The following is a 20830-nucleotide window of genomic DNA, read 5'->3' on the forward strand; positions in this document are numbered from 1 at the left end:
CTGCTTTTTGCTCGCAAGTACCCGTCTCGGCCCTAACCAAAGGACAAACCCGCACGTTCATCGATGCGTCCGGTATCCCAGCCATGTAACGGGGTACCATACAGACATTGATGCAATTACAGCTGAAAGGCCTTCTTATGCGAACCATCATCCTCTACGCCTCGCGCCATCACGGCAATACGAAAAAGCTCGTGGACGCCATCGTCGAGGCACACCCCGAGATCGATACCCTCGACGTCAAGGCGCTCGGCAAAAACGAGTATCCCAACCTGCACGAATATCATCTGATCGGTGTCGCCACGGGCATCTATTACTCCGAGATCGACAAGGACATGGCACGCGTGCTCACAAACGTGCTGCAGCCGCAGGACAAGGTGTTTGGCCTTATGACCTACGGTGGCAAAAACAAGTGGTACGGCAAGGATATCGATGGCATCTGCCGCATGAGGCAGGCCATCTTTATGGGTGTCTACGGCTGCCCCGGCTTTGATACGTGGGGACCGTTCAAGCTCACCGGCGGTGTCCAAAAGGGACACCCGACCGCTGAGGAAATTAAGGGCGCCGTCGACTTCTTCGACAAGATCGAAGACGAGTATGGCGACATCATCGTCGAGGAGTACGCCAAGCGCGAGAAGCGCCTAGCCTACGAGAAGGAGCATCCTGCAGGAGGCCTGGTGGCCGGCGTTAAGCGCACGGCAAAGAAGATCGCTAACAAGCTGTAACTGTGAAGGTGCTTTTGAGCGTTTAACCCATACGGCGGGTCCGAGCAGATTCGGGCCCGCCGTCTTTTTCTATCGTTACTCGGTAAAGGCGTTGCCGACGCTCTGGCCGCCAACATACGTCTCGACGAGGGTGAGCTCATGGTCGAACACGACAAAGTCGGCGTCGCGACCCGGCATGATGCTGCCGCACTTATCCTCGATGTGCGCGGAGCGTGCCGGCACCTCGGTTGCCATGCGAATGGCGATATCGGCGCTGGCGATGCCCCAGTCGACAATGTTCTTGACGCCCTGGGCAAGCGTGAGCACCGAGCCGGCAATGCTCTTGCCGTCGGCGAGCCAGCACAGGTTGTCCTTCATGATGACGTCCATACCACCACTGGTGTAGCTGCCCTCGGGCATGCCGCCGCAACCCAGGCAGTCGGTGATGAGCACCGTGTGCTGCCAGCCCTTTGCCTGCAGCAGCGCCTTGATGGCGGCAGGGTTTACGTGCTTGCCGTCACAGATGATCTCGGCGTAGGTCTCGGGCGTGGACATGGCAGCACCCACGACACCGGGCTCGCGGTGATGCAACCCGCGCTGGCCGTTATAGGTATGCGTAAAGCAGCTGGCGCCGGCGTTGATGGCGGCGATGCACTCATCGTAGGCGGCGTCGGAGTGACCGATGCTGGTCACCACACCCTTGGCGTTCAGAGCAGCCGCATAAGCAGCGGCACCGTCGCGCTCGGCCGCCATGGCGCTCTTAACGATGCGACCGCCCGCAGCCTCCTGCCACTGATCGAAGACCTCCTCGGAGGGGTCGATCAGATAAGCGGGGTTCTGCGCGCCCACGTGCTTCATGGTAAAGAAAGGGCCTTCCAGGTAGATGCCCTGAATGCGAGCACCGCAGAAGTCGGGGCCGCGACCCTCGTCCGCCTGGGCGATGGCGGCGCAGGCGTCCTTAATCTGCTCGACGCCATCGGTGAACGTCGTGGGCAGCCAGCTGGTGGTGCCGCGACGGGCGAGCTCGGTCGAGCTGATATCGATGCCCTCGGGATCGTTATCGGTAGTCGAGTGGTTATAGAAGCCATGGATGTGGGTGTCGACCATACCCGGTGCGATCCACGATCCCGTGTAATCCTTAATCTCGCAAGAGGGCTCGTCGGCCTGCCAGGCGCCAAAGACGCCATCCTCGACCATAAGATAGCCGCCCAGTTGCGGGCCTGCCGGCAAGAAGAACTTGTCAGCCTTAATTGCGTACGTGCTCATATGCACTCCTTGCTTCTAAAGCAGTTGACTGTGGTGATGCTTATACCCAGCTCACGTAAAACAAAAAGCGCCCGCCCGCCGTTATGAGCGGACGGGCGCCCTTACAGGGGGACGCGATTAAGCGGTGAAGGGGTGAATCGTCACGCCCTTGACCACGCGGTTGACCGTGCCGGTGGGGCTCGGCGTATCGGGCGTGTTGCCCACGCGCACGGAGTTGAGCAGGCTGATTGCCTGGGCAAACATCACGAACGGCAGAGCAAGGTAACCCTCGGGGAGTGCCTCATAGCCCTTAAAGGTGAAGGACTCACCCTCGTAGACAGTAGCGCCATCCTGCTGAACGGCAACGGTGTGCTGAGCAATATCGTCGCCACCGATCTCGTTGAGGATGTCGATGTCGTACTGACGGGTGTAGGCGTCGTTGTTGACGAATACGAAGACGAGCGTCTTATCGTCGACGAAAGACTTGGGTCCGTGACGATAGCCCATGGAGGTGTCGTAGGAAGTAGCAACCAGACCGTGAGCGAGCTCGAGGATCTTGAGCTGGCTCTCCTGAGCAAGGCCGCCAAAGGAGCCGGAGCCCAAGTAGGTCACGCGGTTGAAGTCGCCAGCGAGGTAGTCGGCAACCTCGGACTCGCGAGCGATGACCTCCTCGCCCATCTTGGCGATGGTCTCGACCCACTCGGCCTTCTGCTCGTCGGAAGCCTCGTCAAAGATGAGGGTAGAGAGCAGGGTCATGCAGGTGTAGGAGCCGGTCATGGCGAAGCCCTTGTCGTTGGCGCGCGGAATGAGCAGCGTCAGCGCATTGGGATCATCGGCAGACTCGACGGCGAGCTTGCCCTCGGGAGCGCAGGTGATGTTGAGGAACTTGACGTTGTGGACGAGCTCCTTGGCAACGGCGACGGCAGCAAGGCTCTCGGGGCTGTTGCCAGAGCGGGCAAAGGAAACCACGAGCGTGGGATCCTCGGCGCGCAGGAAGTCGCGCGGGGCGCTCACGATGTCGGTCGTAGCGATGGGCTTAAAGTCGTAGAGATCAGTGTTGCCAGCGTGACGCAGGTACGGGGCGCAGGTATCGCCAACGTAGTCGGACGTACCGGCACCGGTGAAGACAACGGACAGACGGCCCTCGCCCATAGCGCGAGCCTCGGCCAGAAAGGCCTCGATGGCCTCCTTGTTCTCGTGATAGATGTTGAGCGTATCACGCCAAAGCTCGGGCTGCTGAGCAATCTCGGCCGTGGTGATCTGGGCGCCGAGCTCGGTGAGCTCCTCGACACTCTTCTCGAACATTTCTAATACCTCTCTCTAGAAGTAATCCTCTGACGTGCAATTATACACTTCGGTTGGTTATCTGGTAGTAACCAGTTAAATACAAAGAATCATCATATGGAAACGGTGCAAACACTAGTCGCTACGCTGGTGGTAAACCTTGTATTTAAACTGATCGGCACGAGCAACCGAGAGCGTATACTCCACAACCTCGTTTGACTCGTTATACGTAGTCCTAACCAAATCGAGCACAGGCGAGCCCTCGACGATTTCCAAAAGGTGGGCATCGGTGGGACGGGCTATGCTCGCATAGAACTCCTCTTCGGCCACGCGTATTTTTTGCTGAAAGTCTTGCTCAATCACATCGTAAAGCGGCTTACGCTCCAGCAGCGGTCGCTTTAGGGACAAAAATTGACGAACTGGTAGATAGCTGCGTTCGACCATCATGGGCATGTTGTCGGCAGAACGAAGGCGCTTAAGCTTAAAAATGCGATCACCGATACGCAATCCCATATGCTCGGCCAGATTTTTATCGGCCTCCATCTCGCAAAACTCGAGAATCGTGGTCTCGGGGTCGCGACCCATCGCGCGCATCTGCTCGGTAAAGCTGTAGGACTGCATGAGATTGGTTGCCTTTGCCGAACGGTCGGTCACAAAGGTACCGCGACCGTGCTGCCGAACCACCAGTCCTAAACGCTCCAGTTCCTGCAGAGCCAAGCGTACCGTAGTGCGCGAGAGACCATAGCGCTCCGAAAGTTCGCGCTCGGAAGGAATCATGTCACCGGCGCGATATTCATGGTCGATCTTTTCGGTCAGAATATCGACCAGCTGATCGTACAGCGGTTGCTTACGCGCTCCGATCGCCATCCTATCCTCCCTTTTGCTCGAATTCGGCTAACTACCTAGGGTGTTTAGCATTATCTGTCTGCCACACCCGAATCATCAAGAAAACAAAAGCCGCGCGCTCTTTCGAGCACGCGGCTTTTAACATACACATGGCTTAAGGGGTCGGGGTGTGAGCCGCGTAGGGACACACCCCTCAAGCTAGAGCCTTACCAGATGCTCGGCCAGAGACCAAGCGGGCCAGCGCCCAGGATGCCAAGGACGAAGAGCAGGAGAATGCCCTTGGTCGGGGTCCAGCTGTGCTTAGCGAACATGTAGTAAAGCAGCAGCGTAAGCATAAGCGGGACGAGCTTCGGGACGATGGTGTTGAGGGTGTCGGCAACAGAGAAGTTGACCGGATCCTCGGTAACGGTGCCGTAGGTAACGGACTCCATGCCGTTGCCCAGATCGGTGACGCCGCACTCGACAGGGTTGCCGTCGGCATCGGTGGCGGTGAGGGCGTCGCCGTCCTCATTAGTCATGGCGATGGTACCGGCCTCAGCGGTCTCGGTATCGATGCCCTCCATACCAGTGAAGTTCTCGGCCTCCTTCTCGGAGACGATCACGGTAGTGGCGGAGAGGCCACGGGTGGTGCCGTTGGGGATCTCGAGGTTGATCTGGGTGCCACCCATGGTGACGACCAGGCAACCAACGACGAAGACGCCCATGATGGAAGCGGCACGCGTGAAGGCCTGCATGTTGGCGGTCAGAGCGTCAATAGCGCTGGTGCCAAGCTTGTAGGACCAGTTCATGAGCCAGAAGCGCAGAGCGAACTGGACGGCGTTGAAGATCACCAGGAAGATGATCGGCGCAGCGGCGTTGCCGTTGATGGCCATGTTGGAGGTGATGCCGGCCGTGATAGGCACGAGCGTCAGCCAGAACAGGGCGTCACCGATACCACCGAGCGGGCCCATTGCGGCGACGCGGACGGCGCGGATCGTGGGAATGTCAACCTTGTTCTGCTCGAGCGAAAGCACGATGCCCATAACAAAGGTGACGAGGAACGGGTGGGTGTTGAAGAACTCCAGGTTGTGGCTCATGGAAGCCGCGAGGTCGTTCTTGTTGGTGTGGATCTTCTCCAGACCGGGGATGATGGAGTAAAGCCAGCCAGCGGCCTGCATGCGCTCGTAGTTGAACGATGCCTGCAGGAAGCAGGAGCGCCAAGCCATCTTGTTGAGGGTCTTCTGGTCGAGCTGCGGAGCAGGAGTGAGATCCTCGTAGTGCTCCGGGATCACATACTCATTAGATGCCATCTTCGAAGTCACCTCCGTCAGAAACAGCTGCACCCTTCAGCTCGGTCTGCTGCTGGAAGTCCCAGAAAGCGATGCCGAAGCCGATGAGAGCGAGGATGAGCAGAGCAGGGGTTGCCAGCGAATCGTTGGCAACGGTGATGAGCGCGAGGCCAAAGCCCATGAGGAAGAAGCCCCACATATCGCGGTTCATCATAACCTTGAGCAGGACGGCGAAGCCGACGAAGCGCATCATGCCGCCTGCAGCGGACAGACCGGTCTGCAGCCAAGTCGGGATGGCAGAAGCGATGGTCTGACCGATGGTAGCGCCAGCGATGAAGAACAGGGTGACGACGACAGCGAAGATCAGGCCGAGCAGAGCCATGGCGAAGTAGTTCAGGCGCTCGATGCCCTTGGTGTCCGCGTTGTGAGCCATGTTATCGGCCGTGGACATAAGCGGGGACATAAGCGTGAAGACCAGGGTAACGCCAAGCTGGCCAAGCAGAGCGAACGGAATGGCAAGGCCGACTGCCGCGTTGGGCTCGAGACCCGTGGCGATAGCGAGAATGGCTGCCATGATGCCGCCGATGACGGCGTTAGGCGGCTGAGCGCCTCCGATCGGCATGTTGCCGATCGTCATGAGCTGATAGGTACCACCCACGAGAAGACCGGTGTTGAGGTCGCCAAGGATAAGACCGATGACGGCGCCGGTGACGATGGGCTGATAGAGAGACTCGAGGAAGTCAAACTGGTCGATTGCCGCGATGAACGTGACGACGAAGACCAGAGCGATCTGGATGATCGAGTATTCCATCTTGCTCCTCCTTTCAAAATGTATGTACGCACTTTGGATATCACGTACAGAACGTCAGGGTTTCACTCCTGACAACGTGGATCACGAGGATTACGAGAAGAGCTTGCTCGTGTCCTCAACAGGCGTGCTCGGAACGCGCCTGATCTCCAACTCCACCCCCAATTCCTGCAGCTCTTTAAACGCAGCGACATCCTCGTCGTTAACTGCGACGGAGGTGGCGACTTGGCGCTTTCCTTCCGACATGTGCATGTTGCCGATGTTTACCTTCTTTATAGGCACACCGCCCTTGACGAGCGTAAGCACGTCTTCCGGTGTTTCGGCCACGATGAAGATCTTCTGGCGCGGGCTCGCCTTGCCAATGACGTCGATGGTCTTCTGCAGGGAGAAGAAACGCGTAGCAACGCCGGCGGGAGCGGCCATCTTCATGAGGTTCTGGCGCATGGTGTTGGACGCCACGTCGTCGTTGGCGACGAGGATGAGGTTGGAGCCCAGAGTGGAGTTCCACTGGGTGGCAACCTGACCATGAACCAGTCGGTTATCGATGCGGGTAAGAAGAATGTTGGGTTCTGCCATGTTGATCAGCTTCCTTTCGATATTTGCTGACGACAGTTACTTGATCTCCTGAATCGCGTAACGCGAAACATCTACGACGGCTCCGGATCGGACTTTGATCTGGACCTTCTCGCCTTCGATGCCTTTGACGGTTCCGTAGATACCGCCGGCGAAAAGAACCTCCTGACCCGGCTTGAGCTCGGTGTGCAGCTCCTTGAAGTACTTCTGCTTCTTCTTCATGTTGATTTGCGACCAGATGGTGTAAATCAAGCCCATGATGACAAGCAGGCCCAAAAGGGCGACCGAGGAGCTCAGGACGTTGGCTCCGAAATCGGCCATTAGATGCCGTCCTCGTCGCCGAAGATATCCTCTTCCTCGGAGCCGGCAACGGATGCGACCGTCTGGGCGGTGACGCCCGTCTGGCCAACGGTCACGGCCTGCTCGCCAAGCTCGGCGAGCGTGGCATTGCCGCGGAGGAACAGAAGCTCAATAACCATGGGAAGGTTGGTGCCAGTCAGAACCTCGACGTTGTCGACATCCTGGGCAATCATCATCGACTGGTTGAACGGGGTGCCGCCAAGCAGGTCGGTAAAGACGAGCACGCCATCGCACTCCTCGCGCATGGCGGTAATAGCGGCGCGGAGATCCTCACCGTAGGATGCGGCCTGGTCGCCCTCAAAAGGAACGACGGTAAAAGCAGGCTGGTCGCCGGCAACCATAGCGATAGCGCTTGCAAGGCCGGGTGCGAACTGTCCATGACCGGTAAGAATAAAGCCAACCATTCAAATTTCCCTTCCGAAGGTGTGTACGATCTGAGTCCGATGATTTTCGGAAGCCAGCGGGCGCTCGCCCTTAAAGCTTCTTAGAAAGCGTTCTTTGAAGACCAGTGGTTTCTAAACTGGTAGTAACCACGTGACGTGTTGTTGTCACTATATCACCCCAGAAGAGGTCGCTTTCGTTGATTCATACGGTAAAACGTTTTTGCACCGCTCACGGTGATAAATCGACCGTTTACCGGTCGTTAACACTTCTACCTGCGGTTTTGAAACCGTTTCGAAATGCTTTGGCAAAAAATCGGATCTTTCCCGGTGTCTAAACAACGCAGGGCGGCTAAAAATAGCGTGAAGAAAAATTGCAGGTCATTGTGAAGATATGTGAATTGGTCTTTTTGACTTAATACCAGTTAGAACCAGTTTTGAGATTATCGGTGAACGGTAGTTTTCGACCGTTCACCGGTTACTTGCAATCGCTTGCAGTTGTTTTCCCAGATGAATCAGGGAAACCCGATGAAGCATTTGCGCGGGCGCGAGGCCTACCCTAGTGGTTTCGGTAACAAAAAGCCCGCTAGAACGTTGTCGTCCTAGCGGGCTTGACCAGGTAAATCGGTTAGCGCGCAGTAGTGCAGGCAAACCTTACGCAAACAGGCCGTAGATGCTGATGTTGGCCTTGGCGTAGAGGCCGTTAGCATACTCGGTCCACTTGGAGCTGGCGCTCGAAGCCTGCGAGGAATACTGCTGGTAGGCGGTGTAATAGGCGGTCATGGCCTGCTTATAGGTAGCGCTATCGGCCGTAAAGGCATCGTCAGCGAAGGCCTTAGCGTAGGTGCTATCGGCGTCCTTCCAGGTGCCCTTTTCGCTATTCCACTCGTCGCCGGCAAGGTTGATGATGTAGTCGGCGTAGTCCTTGCTCGCGGTCTCCTCGTTGCCATCAGCAGGCTCGGTCGGGGCGGTCGGCATGCTTGCGGAGCTATCGCCGACCTTCTTCTTGTAGAGCTTCTGCAGCGTCGCGGACTGACGGACGATCTGCTTGGCCTGGTCCTTGGACACGCCATACTGCGTGGCCATGGTCTTGTAGTCGGAGGTGCCGATGGAATCCTCGGCGTACTTCTTCATTTCCTTGGAAGAAACGGTAATGCCCTCGTCCTCGGCAGCATCCAGCAGGATCTTGTTGCGCACGTAGGACAGGATGACGTCGGCAGAAGGAGCAGTATAGTTGCCGTCACTATCCTTGACGGTGTCGAGGCTGTACTGGCTCTCGATGGCCTCACGCGCGGTGATGTCGCTCTTCTTGCCGTTGTAGCTATAGCTTGCCACGGTCGAATCGAGCTGGTCCTCGGTGAGGGTCGCCGAGCCGACGCCCTTGCCGCCAAAACCACCGTTGCCGATAAAGAAGCCGACCACAGCAGCGATCACGACTGCAAGCACGAAGGCGGCAATCATCGTCTTCTTGTGCTTGGATGCATGGTCGTCCACGTCGGAGTCGTCCTCGTCCTGCTCCTCGGGCATGAGGTTCTCGTCAGCGGCATCCGCGGCAATCTGAGCCTCCAGGCGGGCGTCCTCCTCCTCGGCCGTCGTACCGGCAGCAATGTGCTCGGCAGACGTACCGGCGACCAAGTCGATCTTCTCGTCCTCGTCACCGTCGGGGCCTTCGCCGCGCTCGATGATCTGGATGCCGTCGATCTCGTCCTTCTCGTCCTTCTTTTGAATCAGACCCATATCAGTTACTCCTTGTTAGGAAACATAGTCCTCAATAGAATACGCCCGACGAGACGCCGGGCGTATTGATTCTTAGGTTATACGCAAACACTTAAGTACTATTTAGGCGTTTGCAGTGTGCCTGCCTTAGGCCAGGTGAGCGATAACGGCGTCGGCAAAGGCCTGCGTGCCCACAGCGCCCTCAACGGAGCCGGTCTGGGCACGACGCACGTCGCCGGTAACCTGCTCGCCTTCGTCGAGCGTGGCGGATACGGCGGCGCGAATGCGATTGGCAGCATCGTTCTCGCCCAGGTGATCGAGCATCATCGCAGCAGAGAGGATCTCGGCCGTGGGGTTGGCGATATCCTGGCCGGCGATATCGGGCGCGGAGCCGTGCGTAGCCTCGAAAATGGCGCAGTCGGCACCGATGTTGGAGCCGGGGGCCATCCCTAAACCGCCCACGAGGCCGGCGCACAGGTCGCTCACGATGTCGCCGTACAGGTTGGGCAGCACCAGGACATCGAAGTCGTTGGGGTTCTGGACCAGGCCCATGCAGGTGGCGTCGACGATCTTGTCGTTGAACTCGATATCGGGATAGTTGGCGGCCACCTCGCGCGCAACGCGCAGGAACAGGCCATCGGTCGCCTTCATGATGTTGGCCTTATGCACGGCCGTCACCTTTTTGCGACCGCAGCGGCGGGCGTACTCAAAGGCGTACTCCACAATACGGCGGCTCTTGGCGATGGAAATCGGCTTAATTGAGATGGCGGAATCCGCGGCGAAGGTCTTCTGACCCGAGCGCTCGACGAGCTGCGAGAGCTCCTCGACCTCGGCAGCGCCCTCATCGAACTCGATGCCGGCGTAGAGGTCCTCGGTGTTCTCACGCACGATGACCAGGTCGACGTCGCGGAAGCGCGAGCCGTCGCCCGGCTGCGACAGGCAAGGGCGCACGCAGGCATACAGGTCGAAGTGCTTTCGCAGGGCCACATTGACGCTGCGGAAACCCGTACCGACCGGCGTGGTAATGGGGCCCTTGATAGCAACCTTGGTCTCGGCGACCGCGTCGAGCACGTGCTGAGGCAGTGGCGTGCCAAACTCGTCCATGACGCCGGCACCGGCCTCTTGGACGTTCCAATTGATCTGGACACCGGTGGCCTCGACCACGCGGCGCATGGCCTGCGTAATCTCGGGACCGATACCGTCACCGGGAATCAGGACTACATCGTGCGCCATAATCTGTTACTCCTCGTCTTCGGCGGCCTCAGATTTTTTAACGCTAGCACGCTTCTTCTTTTTGGAGAGATCCAGGCCAAAACGTTTAACAAGCATTTCGCAAATCTCGCTCGAACGGGCCTTGAGATAGCTGCCCTTGCCGTTCTCGGCATCGAACTTAAGGCGCAGCGCAAGCTTCTCGGCGACCTCGGCGTCGATCTCGCCCTGGCCAAACTCGTACAGGCAACCGAGCATGTCGCGATACTCGAGGTCGCCGTGGTAGCACTGGATGGCCTCGTCCAGAATGGGCCAAGCCTCGCGCGAACGCTCGACGCTCGTGGCGCCCCACACGCACAGCAGGCGGAAGGCGGCATAGCGCAGCGTGGAGGAAATCTCGTCGAACAGCGCGGTCTCGGCGCCCTCAAAGGCATCGCCCAGCTGCTCGGGGCAGGTGGTGGCAAGCGCCGCCAGGGCATCGAGGGCCTCCCAGCGGGTCTGAGCCTCGGGGCGGTCGAGTGCCTCGATCAGCGCGGGCACGCAGGGCACGACGCGCTGCGGATCGCGCTCGGCAAGCAGGTGCAGCACGCGGGCGGCAAACTGACGGATGCGGCGCGTGGGGCAGCCGAGCTCCTTGACCAGACGGTCGACGGCGTTCTCGTTCTCCTCTGCCAGCTGAAGCTGTGCCAGCTCCTCGTCGGTGAGCTGTTCTTCCTTGTTTTCTGCCATAGTTACCTCTTCTTACTATTTCTTAGCGTGCTTGCCAGCACCCTTGCTGTCATCGGTGACCGAGATGAGCTGTCGGTCGGCCGCGCCATTGCGGCGTGCGCGGCGACGCTCCTCGGCATCGCCCGCGTCGGCGGCGGCGCGGTGAGCCTTGTTGACGTTAAAGACCTCGTCGTGCTTGCGCCACGGACCGACGGACTCGCCAAAGCTCATCTTAAGGCCGGCGATAAAGCCGCCGAGCCAGCCGATCGGCGCAAACTGCACCAGCGGGAACAGCGAGAACACCCAGGTCAGCAGGACGACTGCCGCCGCTCCTGCAAAGTTGGCAATCCAGTAGTCGCGCTTGGTGATGACGCGCTTTTCGCACGCCCACTGGCCGCACAAAAAGCCGATGTAGATCGCAAAGAGAAAAAGCACCAGCGCAAGCACCACGAACGTCCAGCTCATGGGCGCTACTCCTCGTGATGATGGCCGCAGCAGCACTCGTGGCCGTCATCGTGGCCGTAGCCGCCGCAGCACTCGTGGTCCTCGCCGTGATGGTGGCCACAACCGCACTCGTGGTCGTCGCCATGCCCACCGCAACCGCAGCCTTCCTCGTGGGCACCGTGCTCCTCGGGACGATACTGCGACCAGTCCAGACCGGCGGCGATGGCGTCGGCCTCCTCCTTGTAGAGGACCGTGATGGCCTGGGTGCCCAGCTTGGCGCCACCAATGGCGTCGAGCATGTCATAGAGCGTAAAGGCGACGTCGGCGCCGGGCAGCGCGAGCTCGCGGTCATCGGCATAAGCGAGCGCCAAGCGCAGGTCCTTAATGAAGTGCTCGACCATAAAGCCGGGCTTGTAATCGCCGTCGAGCGCCTTGGGTGCCAGGCTCTCCATGGCGCCGGACTTGCCGGTACCGCCCAGGATCATCTCGCGGGTCTTCTCCAGATCAAGGCCGCTCAGCTCGGCAAATGCCATGGCGTCTGCCATGCCGACCATGCAGGCGCCCAGCGACACCTGGTTGGCGAGCTTGGCAGCCTGGCCCTTGCCGGCGCCATCGAAGCAGCAGATGTTGGCCGCAAAGGTGGAAAGGATATCGCGAACCGGGGCAATGTCGTTCTCGGTGGCGCCCACGATAGCCGTGAGCGTACCGGCGATAGCGCCCGACTCGCCGCCGGTGACGGGGCAGTCAAACGCCATGCGACCAGAAACCTGGGCGGCCTCGGCAATGTCACGGGCAAGCTCGGGCGAGCTCGTGGTGAGGTCGATCAAGACCGCACCCGGCTTGGTGCACGCGAGCAGGCCGTCGCCCGCCAGGTAGAGCTCCTCGACCTCGGAGGGATAGCCCACCATGGTAAAGACGACGTCGGCGTTCGCCACGGCATCTGCCGGCGTATCGGCCCAGACAGCGCCGCGCTCGATAAGCGCGGCGGCCTTGGACTTGGTGCGGTTGTTGACCGTGACGGGATAGCCGGCATCCAGGATGTGGCCGGCGATGGGGGCACCCATGATTCCGGTGCCGATAAATGCGACGGAGAGCTTGTTTGCCATGAAACCTTTCCTTTTGGGTTGGGTGTTGTTACCAGGTTAAATACTCGGTGCCAGCGTTTCGGCCGTGACTTGAGGGCACTTGCAGCCGCAGCGCCTGTCTACTCACCGCGCACACGGCGTGCGATGCGGTCGGAAAGCGAGGCTTTCTCGGCGCGGTTCTTGCCCCAAAACGCGCAAGCCACCATGCCGGGGCCCACATGCGAGCCGATGGTGGGACCGACGGAACTACGGATGATGGTGACGTCGGCGCAGCCTTCCTCCTTGCGGATGGCGGCCTCGAGCCAATCACCGTCCTTCTCGGCATCGGCCGTCATGATGGCGATGGGCATGGTGCGGTCGGGCACGTAGTTCTCGCGGAACGACTTGAGGATGGACTTGAGCGCCTTCTTGCGGCCGCGGTTGACGCCGATCAGCGAAAGCGAGCCGGCAAGGTCGTAGGAGAGCTCGGGCTTGACGTCGAGCTTTGCCGTGAGCTGTGCCGCCGCGGGCGGAATGCGGCCGCCGGCAGCCAGCGCGTCAAAGCTCTCGAGCGTAAAGTAGCCGTGGACGTAGGTCTTTGCCTCGTTTGCCCAATCGACCAGCTGCTTGGCGGTCAGTCCCGCTGAGCGCTGGCGCACGGCCTCGAGCGCCAAGAGCGCACCGGTCGCGCAGGGCAGAGCGTTGTCGACCACGTAGAGCTCAAAGTTGGGATACTCGGCGCGCACGGCATCTGCCGCCTGGCACGCGGAGTTGTAGCTCGACGACAGCGCCGAGGTAAAGCACAGGTAGACCGTGGGCGTGCCCTCTTTGGCGCACTCGGTAAAGAACTCGATATAGCGACCGAGCGACACGGCGGAGGTAGACACGCGAGCGCCGGCGCGCATGCGGTCGTAGAACTCCTTAGGACTCATGCTCGACCAGATATCGTCCGTGCGCTCCTCGCCATCGATAATGAAGGGGAAACCCAGGATATCGACATCGAGGTTCGCGGCGACCTCGGGGCTAAAGTCGCAGCAGGTATCGACGACGATGCGGCAGCGGTCAGAATGGCCGGTAGATGCAGCCTTGTCCATCAAAGCGACTCCTTACGTAAAAAGGCGGCCACCCGCATGGGATGGCCGCCAACCGTTAACTCATGCAAGTTAACGTATTTTACTCGTCAAGTGTTTCGATGCGGGGCTTGATGATGCCATATCCACCATTCTTACGGTGATACACCACATTGATGAGGCCAGTCGTCGCGTTCTCGAACACGTAGAAGTCGTGGCCGAGCAGATCGGTCTGCACCAGTGCCTGCTCCTCAGTCATCGGGGTGACATCGATGACCTTCTCGCGGACGAGCAGGTCGTCCTCCTCCTCGGGCAGCAGCAGGTCGGCCAGATCCTCGACGCGCTCGACCGGTGCGACATCCGCCGCGCTAGCACCGCCCTGGCGGTTGTCCACGACCTTGGTCTTGAACTTGCGCAGCTGGCGGGTGACCTTATCGGCGGAGAGGTCGATGGCGGCGTACATATCTGCACCGTGCTCGGCAACGCGGATCACCGAACCGCGGGCACGAACCGTAACCTCGACGATTGCCGGGTTGGGGTTCGAGGGGTTCTTCTCATAGCGAAGTACAACGTCGACCGTCATGGGCTCGATATCGAAAACCTTGAGCGCCTCGCCGATCTTCTCATCCACATGCGCACGCAGAGCATCGGTTACCGTCGTCTTGCGTCCAGAAACCTTGATATCCATACGTGGCTCCAATCTGCCTCGGGGACTTACTGTACTGGCTATGTACCCATTGCCGTGCATTTAATCACGCGGATTCCCAAAGACCCGAATAACGATTGCTTGATACCGCATACCGAAGTCTCGCACTTTTCTGTGGCAAAGTGCGCTATAGGAGGGCGACGGCGACTTTGGCTTTGCACCTAAAAAATGTCTTTGACCTGCTGGTTTTATGGAAACAAAAAAGCCGGGCTCCCCTGTTGGGAAAGCCCGGCAATGCGTGTTGAAACCGTGAAGAGGCCTCTCTCCTAGCGCATGGGAGACGCCACCCCTAGCAATAACTAGCTATTGAGCTTGTTAATGTCGTCGTCGGTGATAATGCCCTCCTGGCTGGACGATTTATCCTCGGAGGTTGCACCCTCGCTGCTCGAGTCGGAGGATGCGGACTCGCTGGATCCGGTGTCGGTCGACTGCACGTCGGCGCCCGAGACCGTCTTGGTGGTGAGGTCATAGGGCATCGTGCCGTACCAGACGGAGTGGACCGCCTCGAGCGTGCCATCGACCGTGATACCGTCGAGGGCATCGCTCACGGCACGGCATAGCTCATCGTTGGCCGCGAGGCCCGCGACGCCGAGCGTCGAGGGCGTCTCGAGCGCGCCGACGTAAGAGACCTGGCTCATCAGGCGCGCAAGGTAGCCGCCGGCCGTGGAGTCGCAAATCACGTAGTCGATCTCGCCGGACTCGAGCGCCTCAAAGCACTCGTTGATGTTGGAGAAGGTCTTTTGGTTGGCCGTGATGCTCTGCTTGGCGAGCGCTTCCTGCGAGGCCGAAGAGGTCTGAACGCCCAGGGTAGCGGTGTTAAGCGTTTCGGTGGAAACGCTCAGCGACTCGCCGTCGCTCGTCTTTCCGAACACTGCCGCAGCGTCGTACAGGCAAGTACCAAGCGTGCTGATGTCACCATCCGTGGAATTGATGTCGCCAATGAAGATGTCGGCCTTTTTGTCGCCAAGCGCGGAATCGGCAGAAGACGCATCGACGAAGGCAACCTTGAGGCCCATGCGACTTGCAAGGGCGCGGGCAGCATCGACCGCGTAGCCCGTGAGGTTACCATCGGCGCCCTGCATGGCCTGCGGAGCATCGGAGGTATCGAGGGCAACCGTCAGGGTACCGGGAGTGACCAGGGCATCGTCCGACACCGTAGGGGTAACGGTCTCGCGCTCGATCTGGTCAATCGTGGGCGTCGTGAACGTGGACAGTGGGTTGAACGCGCATCCGCTCAAGCCCAATACGGCAATGACCGCCGCGGTCCCAGCACCTAACCGAGCCGCGTGCATCAAGCTGCCCCTCACCATGTCCACTACCCTGCCTTCTGTGTCGTATACAATCCGTGCGTTGCGCGGAATAACGGGTGTTCCCACCAGCTGACCTGGTATTTGACCCCACACTTGCGCACCGGGGTGTTTGCTCGGGAGGCCATAGCCACCTTCACGACTGGCCCGCTCGCCCGCGAGGCGGTATTGCCCCAAAGAAAGTAGAACGGACGGTGCGGCTTACATCTAGGACGCGCCATGATCGCGCCGCGCGCACGCGGTCGCTTACGTGGATCCCTTTGACCGCGTCTGTCTTGGACTAGGATGGACATTTCGTCCGTCCGCAACCACAGCCTGGCAGGAACGTAGCGCATTATAGCTAAGTTCAAGCTAAAGTTTAAGGTTAGGGGCGTCATTCGCACCGTGAGCACAGATTTTGCAGGTCGGAGCGGACCATTCGTGTCCCCATGAAGCCCGGAGCTCCCCTACGGGGAGCCCCGAGGCACCCGTTTGGGAGCGCCGCGTACAATATATGGCGCTCTTCATCGGGCTTAAGGTCCTTCCAGCCGATGTAGCCCATCTGCCGGCGCTCGGCGCGCATCATGCGTAGCGCCGAGGCGCCTGTTAGGATTATGGAAGCCGCTAGCTGTTCGCCTGTCGGCTCGTTGCACCGCTCAATCTTTACCGCCACACGAATCACCCCTACCAAACGCGTGCGATAGCGAGGCCATCAACGGCCGCGGCACCGGCGCGCTTGAGTTCCGCCGAAGCCGCTGCCATCGTCGCACCCGTGGTGATAACGTCGTCGATAAGCAGCAGGCGGCGGCCCCGCACGTCCTCAACGGTCTCGTACATGCCTCGGGCGCGTTCACGGCGTTCTTCACGACCGAGTTCACGCTGGTCGCCATGGCCGTACTTAACGAGGGCGTCGAGCAGCGGAACACCAGACAGCTCGCAAAATGGGCGCGCGATGGCTTCCATATGATCGAAACCGCGTCGCCGAAACGCCGCCGCCGTCGCGGGCACAAACACCACGGCATCGGCGCCGGACAACACACCGCCGTAGCGTTCGGGTGCCGCGACCTGGGCATGTAAGGCGGTGTCGTATAGCAGCTCTGCCAGATACGGCGCCAGACGTCGCTCGCCCGCGTCTTTGTACGCTTTAATGATCCGCGGCAGCGGATGCGTGTAAACGGCACATGCCAGGCACCGGTCGAGCGCTTCGGCCATCGCCGAAGACGCACCCTCGACCGAGCACTCGGTGCACAGCAAGTCTCCAAACGGGGCTCCGCATCGGGTGCAGCTATAACGTGGGTCAATGAGCGCGAGCGCGGCCAGGCAGTCTTGGCAAATAAGCGCGCCGGCGCGCTCGCAGCCAGCACATCGCGTGGGCGACAACGCCTCAAGCGCCTCGTGCGCCGCCTGCTCGGCAAACGGTAACAATTCGTCCGCAAACGGTAGGATGCCGGCACCTTGCAGGCATCCCAACACATTCAAATGTCTCTTCACGACACAACCCTCCCTACGCTCGGTCGCAGGGAGGGTTGTTGATTCAGCGCTATGGTACCCCGACGCGTTTGGGGTCAGGCAGGTTAAATCCGTTTGCGGGCACTATTCGCCGGTGGGCGGTTGCGATGCGGACGGGTTTTGGGTCGAGCCCTCACCGCCATCTTGACGCGGCTTGCGGGAACGACGACGGCGACGGCGCTTCTGGCCCTGGTCGGCCGAACCCTCGCCACCACGATCTTCGCGCGACTCGTGTTCGTCGCGAGCAGCGCCGCGCGCGGCCTTGGCGGCCGCCCCTCCGCCATCTCCGGGGCGACGGCGCGTGACCTTGACCTCGCCATCCGAGACCTGATCGGCCACGGAGGGCACCGAGGGCTTTTGCTGCGTGCCCGAGGAATGGCGACGACGCGGACGCGGGGTGCGCTCGTCATCGTTGCGCTGCTTGCCGCCCTTGTCGGCAGGCGCATCGGAACCCGAACCACCCTTGGGGGCGGCACCGGCTTCGCGAGCGGCTGCGGCGCGGAAGGCGTCCTCGCGCTCCTCGCTCGACAAATGGCGGCGGCGACGGCGCGTGGGATTCATGCCACCGCCGCGGTTTTGCTGCTGGGGCTGCTGAGCCTCGCGCTCGCGGGGGGAATTCTTGCCTGCGGGAGCGGCCTCGCCGGCATCGCCCGAACCCGAGCGCTTGCGGCGGCGACGTCCACCGGCAGTCTCCTCGGCCTCGGGTGCCTCGGCCTTGCCGCGACCCTTACCGCGGCCGCGACCCTCGCCCTGGCTCTGACCGGTACGGGTATCGGCGTCCGCATCGCGACGGCGGCGCTTGGGCATCGTCGTCCCCGCCAGACGGTCGGCGCTCGACAGGCCATCGCCCACGTCGACGCCGTTCTCGCGGTCGAGCTCCATAAGCGCCAGGCGCATCTCGGGCGACTCGATACGCTCGAGCACATCGCGCGTCACGCAGTCGGGGCGGCAGTTGCAGCCCTGCTCGGCGGCCTTCTTTTTGCAGCCCTCAGAGCAGGTCATATCGGCCAGGTTGACCTTAAAGACTTTGCCGTTCTCCAGGCGCAACACCAGCTGCTCGCGCGGCGTGTCATATTCCTGGATACGCGCCTTGCCAAGCGGCGTATCGATAAGCGTCTTCTTTTTGGGCGCGCGGCTCTTAAAGTCCTTGTACGCCTCGAACTCGTAGCGCAGGCAGCACATCAGGCGGCCGCAGACGCCGCTAATTTTGGACGAGTTGAGCGGCAGGTCCTGCTCTTTTGCCATGCGGATCGAAACCGGCTCAAACTGTCCGCCAAAGCGCGTGCAGCAGAGCTCCTGGCCGCACTGGGCATAGCCGCCCACCAGGCGGGTCTCGTCACGCACGCCAATCTGGCGCATGTCGACGCGAATGTGCAGCGTCGAGGACAGGTCCTTGACCAGCTGACGAAAATCGACGCGCTCCTCGGCCGCAAAGTAGAACACGGCCTTCTCGCCGCCAAACAGGTACTCGACGCCGACCGGCTTCATCTCGAGGTCGAGCTCTTTGACCAGGCGGCGGAAGTCGACCATGGCCTCGTCACCCTGGATAGCCAGGTCATCGGCAAGCTGCAGGTCGATGTCGCTCGCTACGCGCAACACGGGCTTGAGCGGCTGACCGATTTCGTCGAGCGGCACCTCGAAGGGATCGGCCGTAACCAGGCCGATCTCGGTTCCGCGCTCGGTGGAGCAAATGGCATAATCGGCCTCGAGGATATCCAGATCCTGTGGGTCGAACCACAGGTCGCGCGAGGCGTAGGTAAACTTAACGGGTACGACTAACGGCATTTCAGTGCCTTCCTGATATCGAACAGCATGACCTCGATGGCCAGCTGGGGAGTAACGTTTCTGGCGATGTTGCGCTCAGCGGTGGCAACCGCCTCGAGCGCCTGGGTGGCACCCGCAACATTCGTCGCCGCGGCAAGCCGGGCGATCGTGTCGCGCACGTCTTCGTTCACCACGTCGGCCGCCTCGTCCTGAAGCGTCAGCAGCACGTCGCGCATGAGCGTCCGCGCGCTCGCCAGCGCTTCCATGATACCCGAACGCTCGCGCGCGTTGAGTTCGCGCTTGTTGCGGTCCTCAAGCTGCTTCAATGCTCCACGCGACAGGTAGTCGGCGTTTTGTTCGAGCACCTTTTCCTGCGTGGACTTGACCTCGGCGAGCGGAGCCTTGACGGCGACGATCAGCGACTTGGCGCGGCTGAGCACGTCGGCCTCGTCGGCGGCGACGAGCGAATCGATGGCGCGAACCATCTGGCGGCGGGCGTCCTGGCGCTCGGCGCTCCTAAGGAACTCGATGCCGCGCGTAGGGCTCCCCGCCACGGCGACCGCCATGCGACAACGCGCGAGGTCCTGGCCGGTGGCGCGGCTCACAGCCTGCGCGGCCACGGCGGGCGACACCAGCCGAAACGGCACGCACTGGCAGCGGCTCACGATGGTGGGCAGCATCACGTCTGCCGAGGTGCCCAGCAAGATGAACATAACGCCCTCGGGCGGCTCCTCGAGTGTTTTGAGCAGCGCGTTGGCGGTGTTGGCGCGCAGCTGCTCGGCACGGTCGATGATGTAGACCTTTGCCTTGGCGCGGATGGGTGCCAGGGGCACGTCGTCGAGCAGCTCGCGGGTCTGCGCGATGAGGTAGCCCGTAGCACTTTCGGGCGTGTAATAGTGCACGTCGGGATGCGTATGGCGGGCGACGCGTACGCAGCTGTCGCACGAGCCACAGCCGCCCTGCTCGCACAGGAATGCCTGGGCAAGCGCCCATGCGGCGTCGAGCTTACCGGCGCCGGGCGCGCCCAAAAACAGGTAGGCGTGCGATGCGCGGCCGCTTGCGATGGCGTTGGTCAAGAAGTCGCGCACGCGCTGTTGGGTGTCGAGCTTGGCCAGCAGACTTGCCTGAGCGGGGGCCATGTTACTCGGCCTCCTTGGCAAGCGCGGCGGTGACAGCGTCCTGGGAAATGTCGAGGCCGTAGACGCGAACCTGCTCAACCGTCTGCGCGAAGACGTCTGCGATCGACGCAGTGGCGTCGATGAGCTTTACGCGGGCGGGTTCCTCGGCAGCGATAGCGCAAAATCCCTGGTAGACGCGCTCCTGGAAGGCCATGCCCTTGGCCTCCATGCGATCGGCCGCACCGCGGGCTGCCATGCGCAGTGCCGCCTGCTCGGGCGTGATGTGATAGACGAGCGTGAGCGCCGGATGCGTACCGGCGACAGCCAGGTTGTTGGCATCGCGCACCATCTGGCGGTCGAGGCCGTCGGCAAACGCCTGGTAGCAGGTCGTGGAATCGTAGAAGCGGTCGCACAGGACTACCTTGCCGACAGCGAGGGCGGGAGCTATGACCTCGTGCACCAACTGGGCGCGCGCCGCCTCGTAGAGCAACAACTCGCAGGTGTCGCCCATCGCCGTATTGGCGGGGTCGAGCAGCAGGGCGCGGATCTTTTCGCTGATGGCAGTGCCGCCCGGCTCGCGCAGGCTCACAACCTGGTAGCCAGCGAGCTCGAGCGCACGGGCAAGCAGGCGCGCCTGCGTGGACTTGCCGGCGCCGTCGACGCCCTCGAGCGTGATAAAGCTATGTTGAGCGGGCTCAAAAGCCATGGGCGCAGCCCCTTCCTACAAGGCGCGTAAATGCAGATATATCAACCAAGCCATGATACCCCAGG

General features: G+C 61.0%; 21 protein-coding genes. 1 reads left to right on the plus strand and 20 read right to left on the minus strand.

Annotation, left to right across the window (positions count from 1 at the left end; genetic code table 11):
- Window positions 1-137 precede the first annotated feature (137 nt).
- Entirely contained in the window at window positions 138-722 is a 585-nt protein-coding gene (locus ACEXKH_RS04450) for a flavodoxin domain-containing protein (RefSeq protein ID WP_035137672.1), read from the plus strand.
- 75 nt (window positions 723-797) lie between these two features.
- On the opposite strand, the gene nagA is transcribed toward ACEXKH_RS04450, so the two are convergent.
- From nagA to tmk, 20 genes are all read right to left on the minus strand, one after another.
- A complete protein-coding gene (nagA, locus tag ACEXKH_RS04455) occupies window positions 798-1967 on the minus strand; it encodes an N-acetylglucosamine-6-phosphate deacetylase (RefSeq protein WP_271743212.1) in 1170 nt (389 codons plus the stop codon).
- A 117-nt stretch (window positions 1968-2084) separates the two neighbouring features.
- Window positions 2085-3251, minus strand: a complete 1167-nt coding sequence (gene agaS / locus ACEXKH_RS04460; RefSeq protein WP_373573227.1) for a tagatose-6-phosphate ketose isomerase — start codon at window positions 3249-3251, stop codon at window positions 2085-2087.
- A gap of 114 nt (window positions 3252-3365) precedes the next feature.
- Window positions 3366-4097: a GntR family transcriptional regulator gene (locus ACEXKH_RS04465; RefSeq protein WP_117564750.1), complete on the minus strand. Its 732-nt coding sequence runs from the start codon at window positions 4095-4097 to the stop codon at window positions 3366-3368.
- A gap of 185 nt (window positions 4098-4282) precedes the next feature.
- Complete coding sequence (locus ACEXKH_RS04470) at window positions 4283-5365, minus strand: PTS system mannose/fructose/sorbose family transporter subunit IID (protein WP_055310429.1); 1083 nt, start codon at window positions 5363-5365, stop codon at window positions 4283-4285.
- Window positions 5355-6155 carry a PTS mannose/fructose/sorbose/N-acetylgalactosamine transporter subunit IIC gene (locus ACEXKH_RS04475; protein ID WP_022094610.1) on the minus strand — a complete coding sequence of 267 codons (801 nt, stop codon included), beginning with the start codon at window positions 6153-6155 and terminating at the stop codon, window positions 5355-5357. The genes ACEXKH_RS04470 and ACEXKH_RS04475 overlap by 11 nt, the downstream gene beginning before the upstream one ends.
- Window positions 6156-6245: 90 nt before the next feature.
- Entirely contained in the window at window positions 6246-6728 is a 483-nt protein-coding gene (gene agaV, locus ACEXKH_RS04480; RefSeq protein ID WP_022094611.1) for a PTS N-acetylgalactosamine transporter subunit IIB, read from the minus strand.
- 36 nt (window positions 6729-6764) lie between these two features.
- A complete protein-coding gene (yajC, locus tag ACEXKH_RS04485; RefSeq protein ID WP_022094612.1) occupies window positions 6765-7046 on the minus strand; it encodes a preprotein translocase subunit YajC in 282 nt (93 codons plus the stop codon).
- Window positions 7046-7489, minus strand: coding sequence for a PTS sugar transporter subunit IIA (locus ACEXKH_RS04490; RefSeq protein ID WP_035137680.1), 444 nt, complete (start codon window positions 7487-7489; stop codon window positions 7046-7048). The genes yajC and ACEXKH_RS04490 overlap by 1 nt, the downstream gene beginning before the upstream one ends.
- A 630-nt stretch (window positions 7490-8119) precedes the next feature.
- Entirely contained in the window at window positions 8120-9202 is a 1083-nt protein-coding gene (locus tag ACEXKH_RS04495) for a hypothetical protein (protein WP_373573228.1), read from the minus strand.
- Window positions 9203-9328: 126 nt separating this feature from the next.
- Window positions 9329-10414 (minus strand): isocitrate/isopropylmalate dehydrogenase family protein, encoded by a 1086-nt coding sequence (locus tag ACEXKH_RS04500; protein WP_022094615.1) that lies wholly within the window; start codon window positions 10412-10414, stop codon window positions 9329-9331.
- Between the two features lie 6 nt (window positions 10415-10420).
- On the minus strand, window positions 10421-11119 hold the full coding sequence (locus tag ACEXKH_RS04505; RefSeq protein WP_138113325.1) for a hypothetical protein: 699 nt from the start codon (window positions 11117-11119) through the stop codon (window positions 10421-10423).
- A gap of 15 nt (window positions 11120-11134) precedes the next feature.
- A complete protein-coding gene (locus ACEXKH_RS04510; RefSeq protein ID WP_055310425.1) occupies window positions 11135-11563 on the minus strand; it encodes a hypothetical protein in 429 nt (142 codons plus the stop codon).
- A 5-nt stretch (window positions 11564-11568) separates the two neighbouring features.
- Window positions 11569-12648 (minus strand): NAD(P)-dependent oxidoreductase, encoded by a 1080-nt coding sequence (locus ACEXKH_RS04515; protein ID WP_373573229.1) that lies wholly within the window; start codon window positions 12646-12648, stop codon window positions 11569-11571.
- A 98-nt stretch (window positions 12649-12746) separates the two neighbouring features.
- A complete protein-coding gene (locus ACEXKH_RS04520; protein ID WP_138113329.1) occupies window positions 12747-13700 on the minus strand; it encodes a DegV family protein in 954 nt (317 codons plus the stop codon).
- 79 nt (window positions 13701-13779) lie between these two features.
- Window positions 13780-14364: a ribosome hibernation-promoting factor, HPF/YfiA family gene (hpf, locus tag ACEXKH_RS04525; RefSeq protein WP_035137685.1), complete on the minus strand. Its 585-nt coding sequence runs from the start codon at window positions 14362-14364 to the stop codon at window positions 13780-13782.
- A 317-nt stretch (window positions 14365-14681) separates the two neighbouring features.
- Window positions 14682-15674: a substrate-binding periplasmic protein gene (locus ACEXKH_RS04530; protein WP_373573230.1), complete on the minus strand. Its 993-nt coding sequence runs from the start codon at window positions 15672-15674 to the stop codon at window positions 14682-14684.
- 678 nt (window positions 15675-16352) lie between these two features.
- Window positions 16353-17159, minus strand: coding sequence for a ComF family protein (locus ACEXKH_RS04535; protein ID WP_373573231.1), 807 nt, complete (start codon window positions 17157-17159; stop codon window positions 16353-16355).
- Between the two features lie 102 nt (window positions 17160-17261).
- Window positions 17262-18962 (minus strand): PSP1 domain-containing protein, encoded by a 1701-nt coding sequence (locus tag ACEXKH_RS04540; protein ID WP_373573232.1) that lies wholly within the window; start codon window positions 18960-18962, stop codon window positions 17262-17264.
- On the minus strand, window positions 18953-20080 hold the full coding sequence (locus ACEXKH_RS04545; protein WP_373573233.1) for a DNA polymerase III subunit: 1128 nt from the start codon (window positions 20078-20080) through the stop codon (window positions 18953-18955). The genes ACEXKH_RS04540 and ACEXKH_RS04545 overlap by 10 nt, the downstream gene beginning before the upstream one ends.
- 1 nt (window position 20081) lies before the next feature.
- Window positions 20082-20765 carry a dTMP kinase gene (tmk, locus tag ACEXKH_RS04550; protein WP_373573234.1) on the minus strand — a complete coding sequence of 228 codons (684 nt, stop codon included), beginning with the start codon at window positions 20763-20765 and terminating at the stop codon, window positions 20082-20084.
- Between the last annotated feature and the right edge of the window lie 65 nt (window positions 20766-20830).

The sequence above is a fragment of the Collinsella aerofaciens ATCC 25986 genome (assembly GCF_964259375.1).
Classification (GTDB): Bacteria; Actinomycetota; Coriobacteriia; order Coriobacteriales; family Coriobacteriaceae; genus Collinsella; species Collinsella aerofaciens_BO.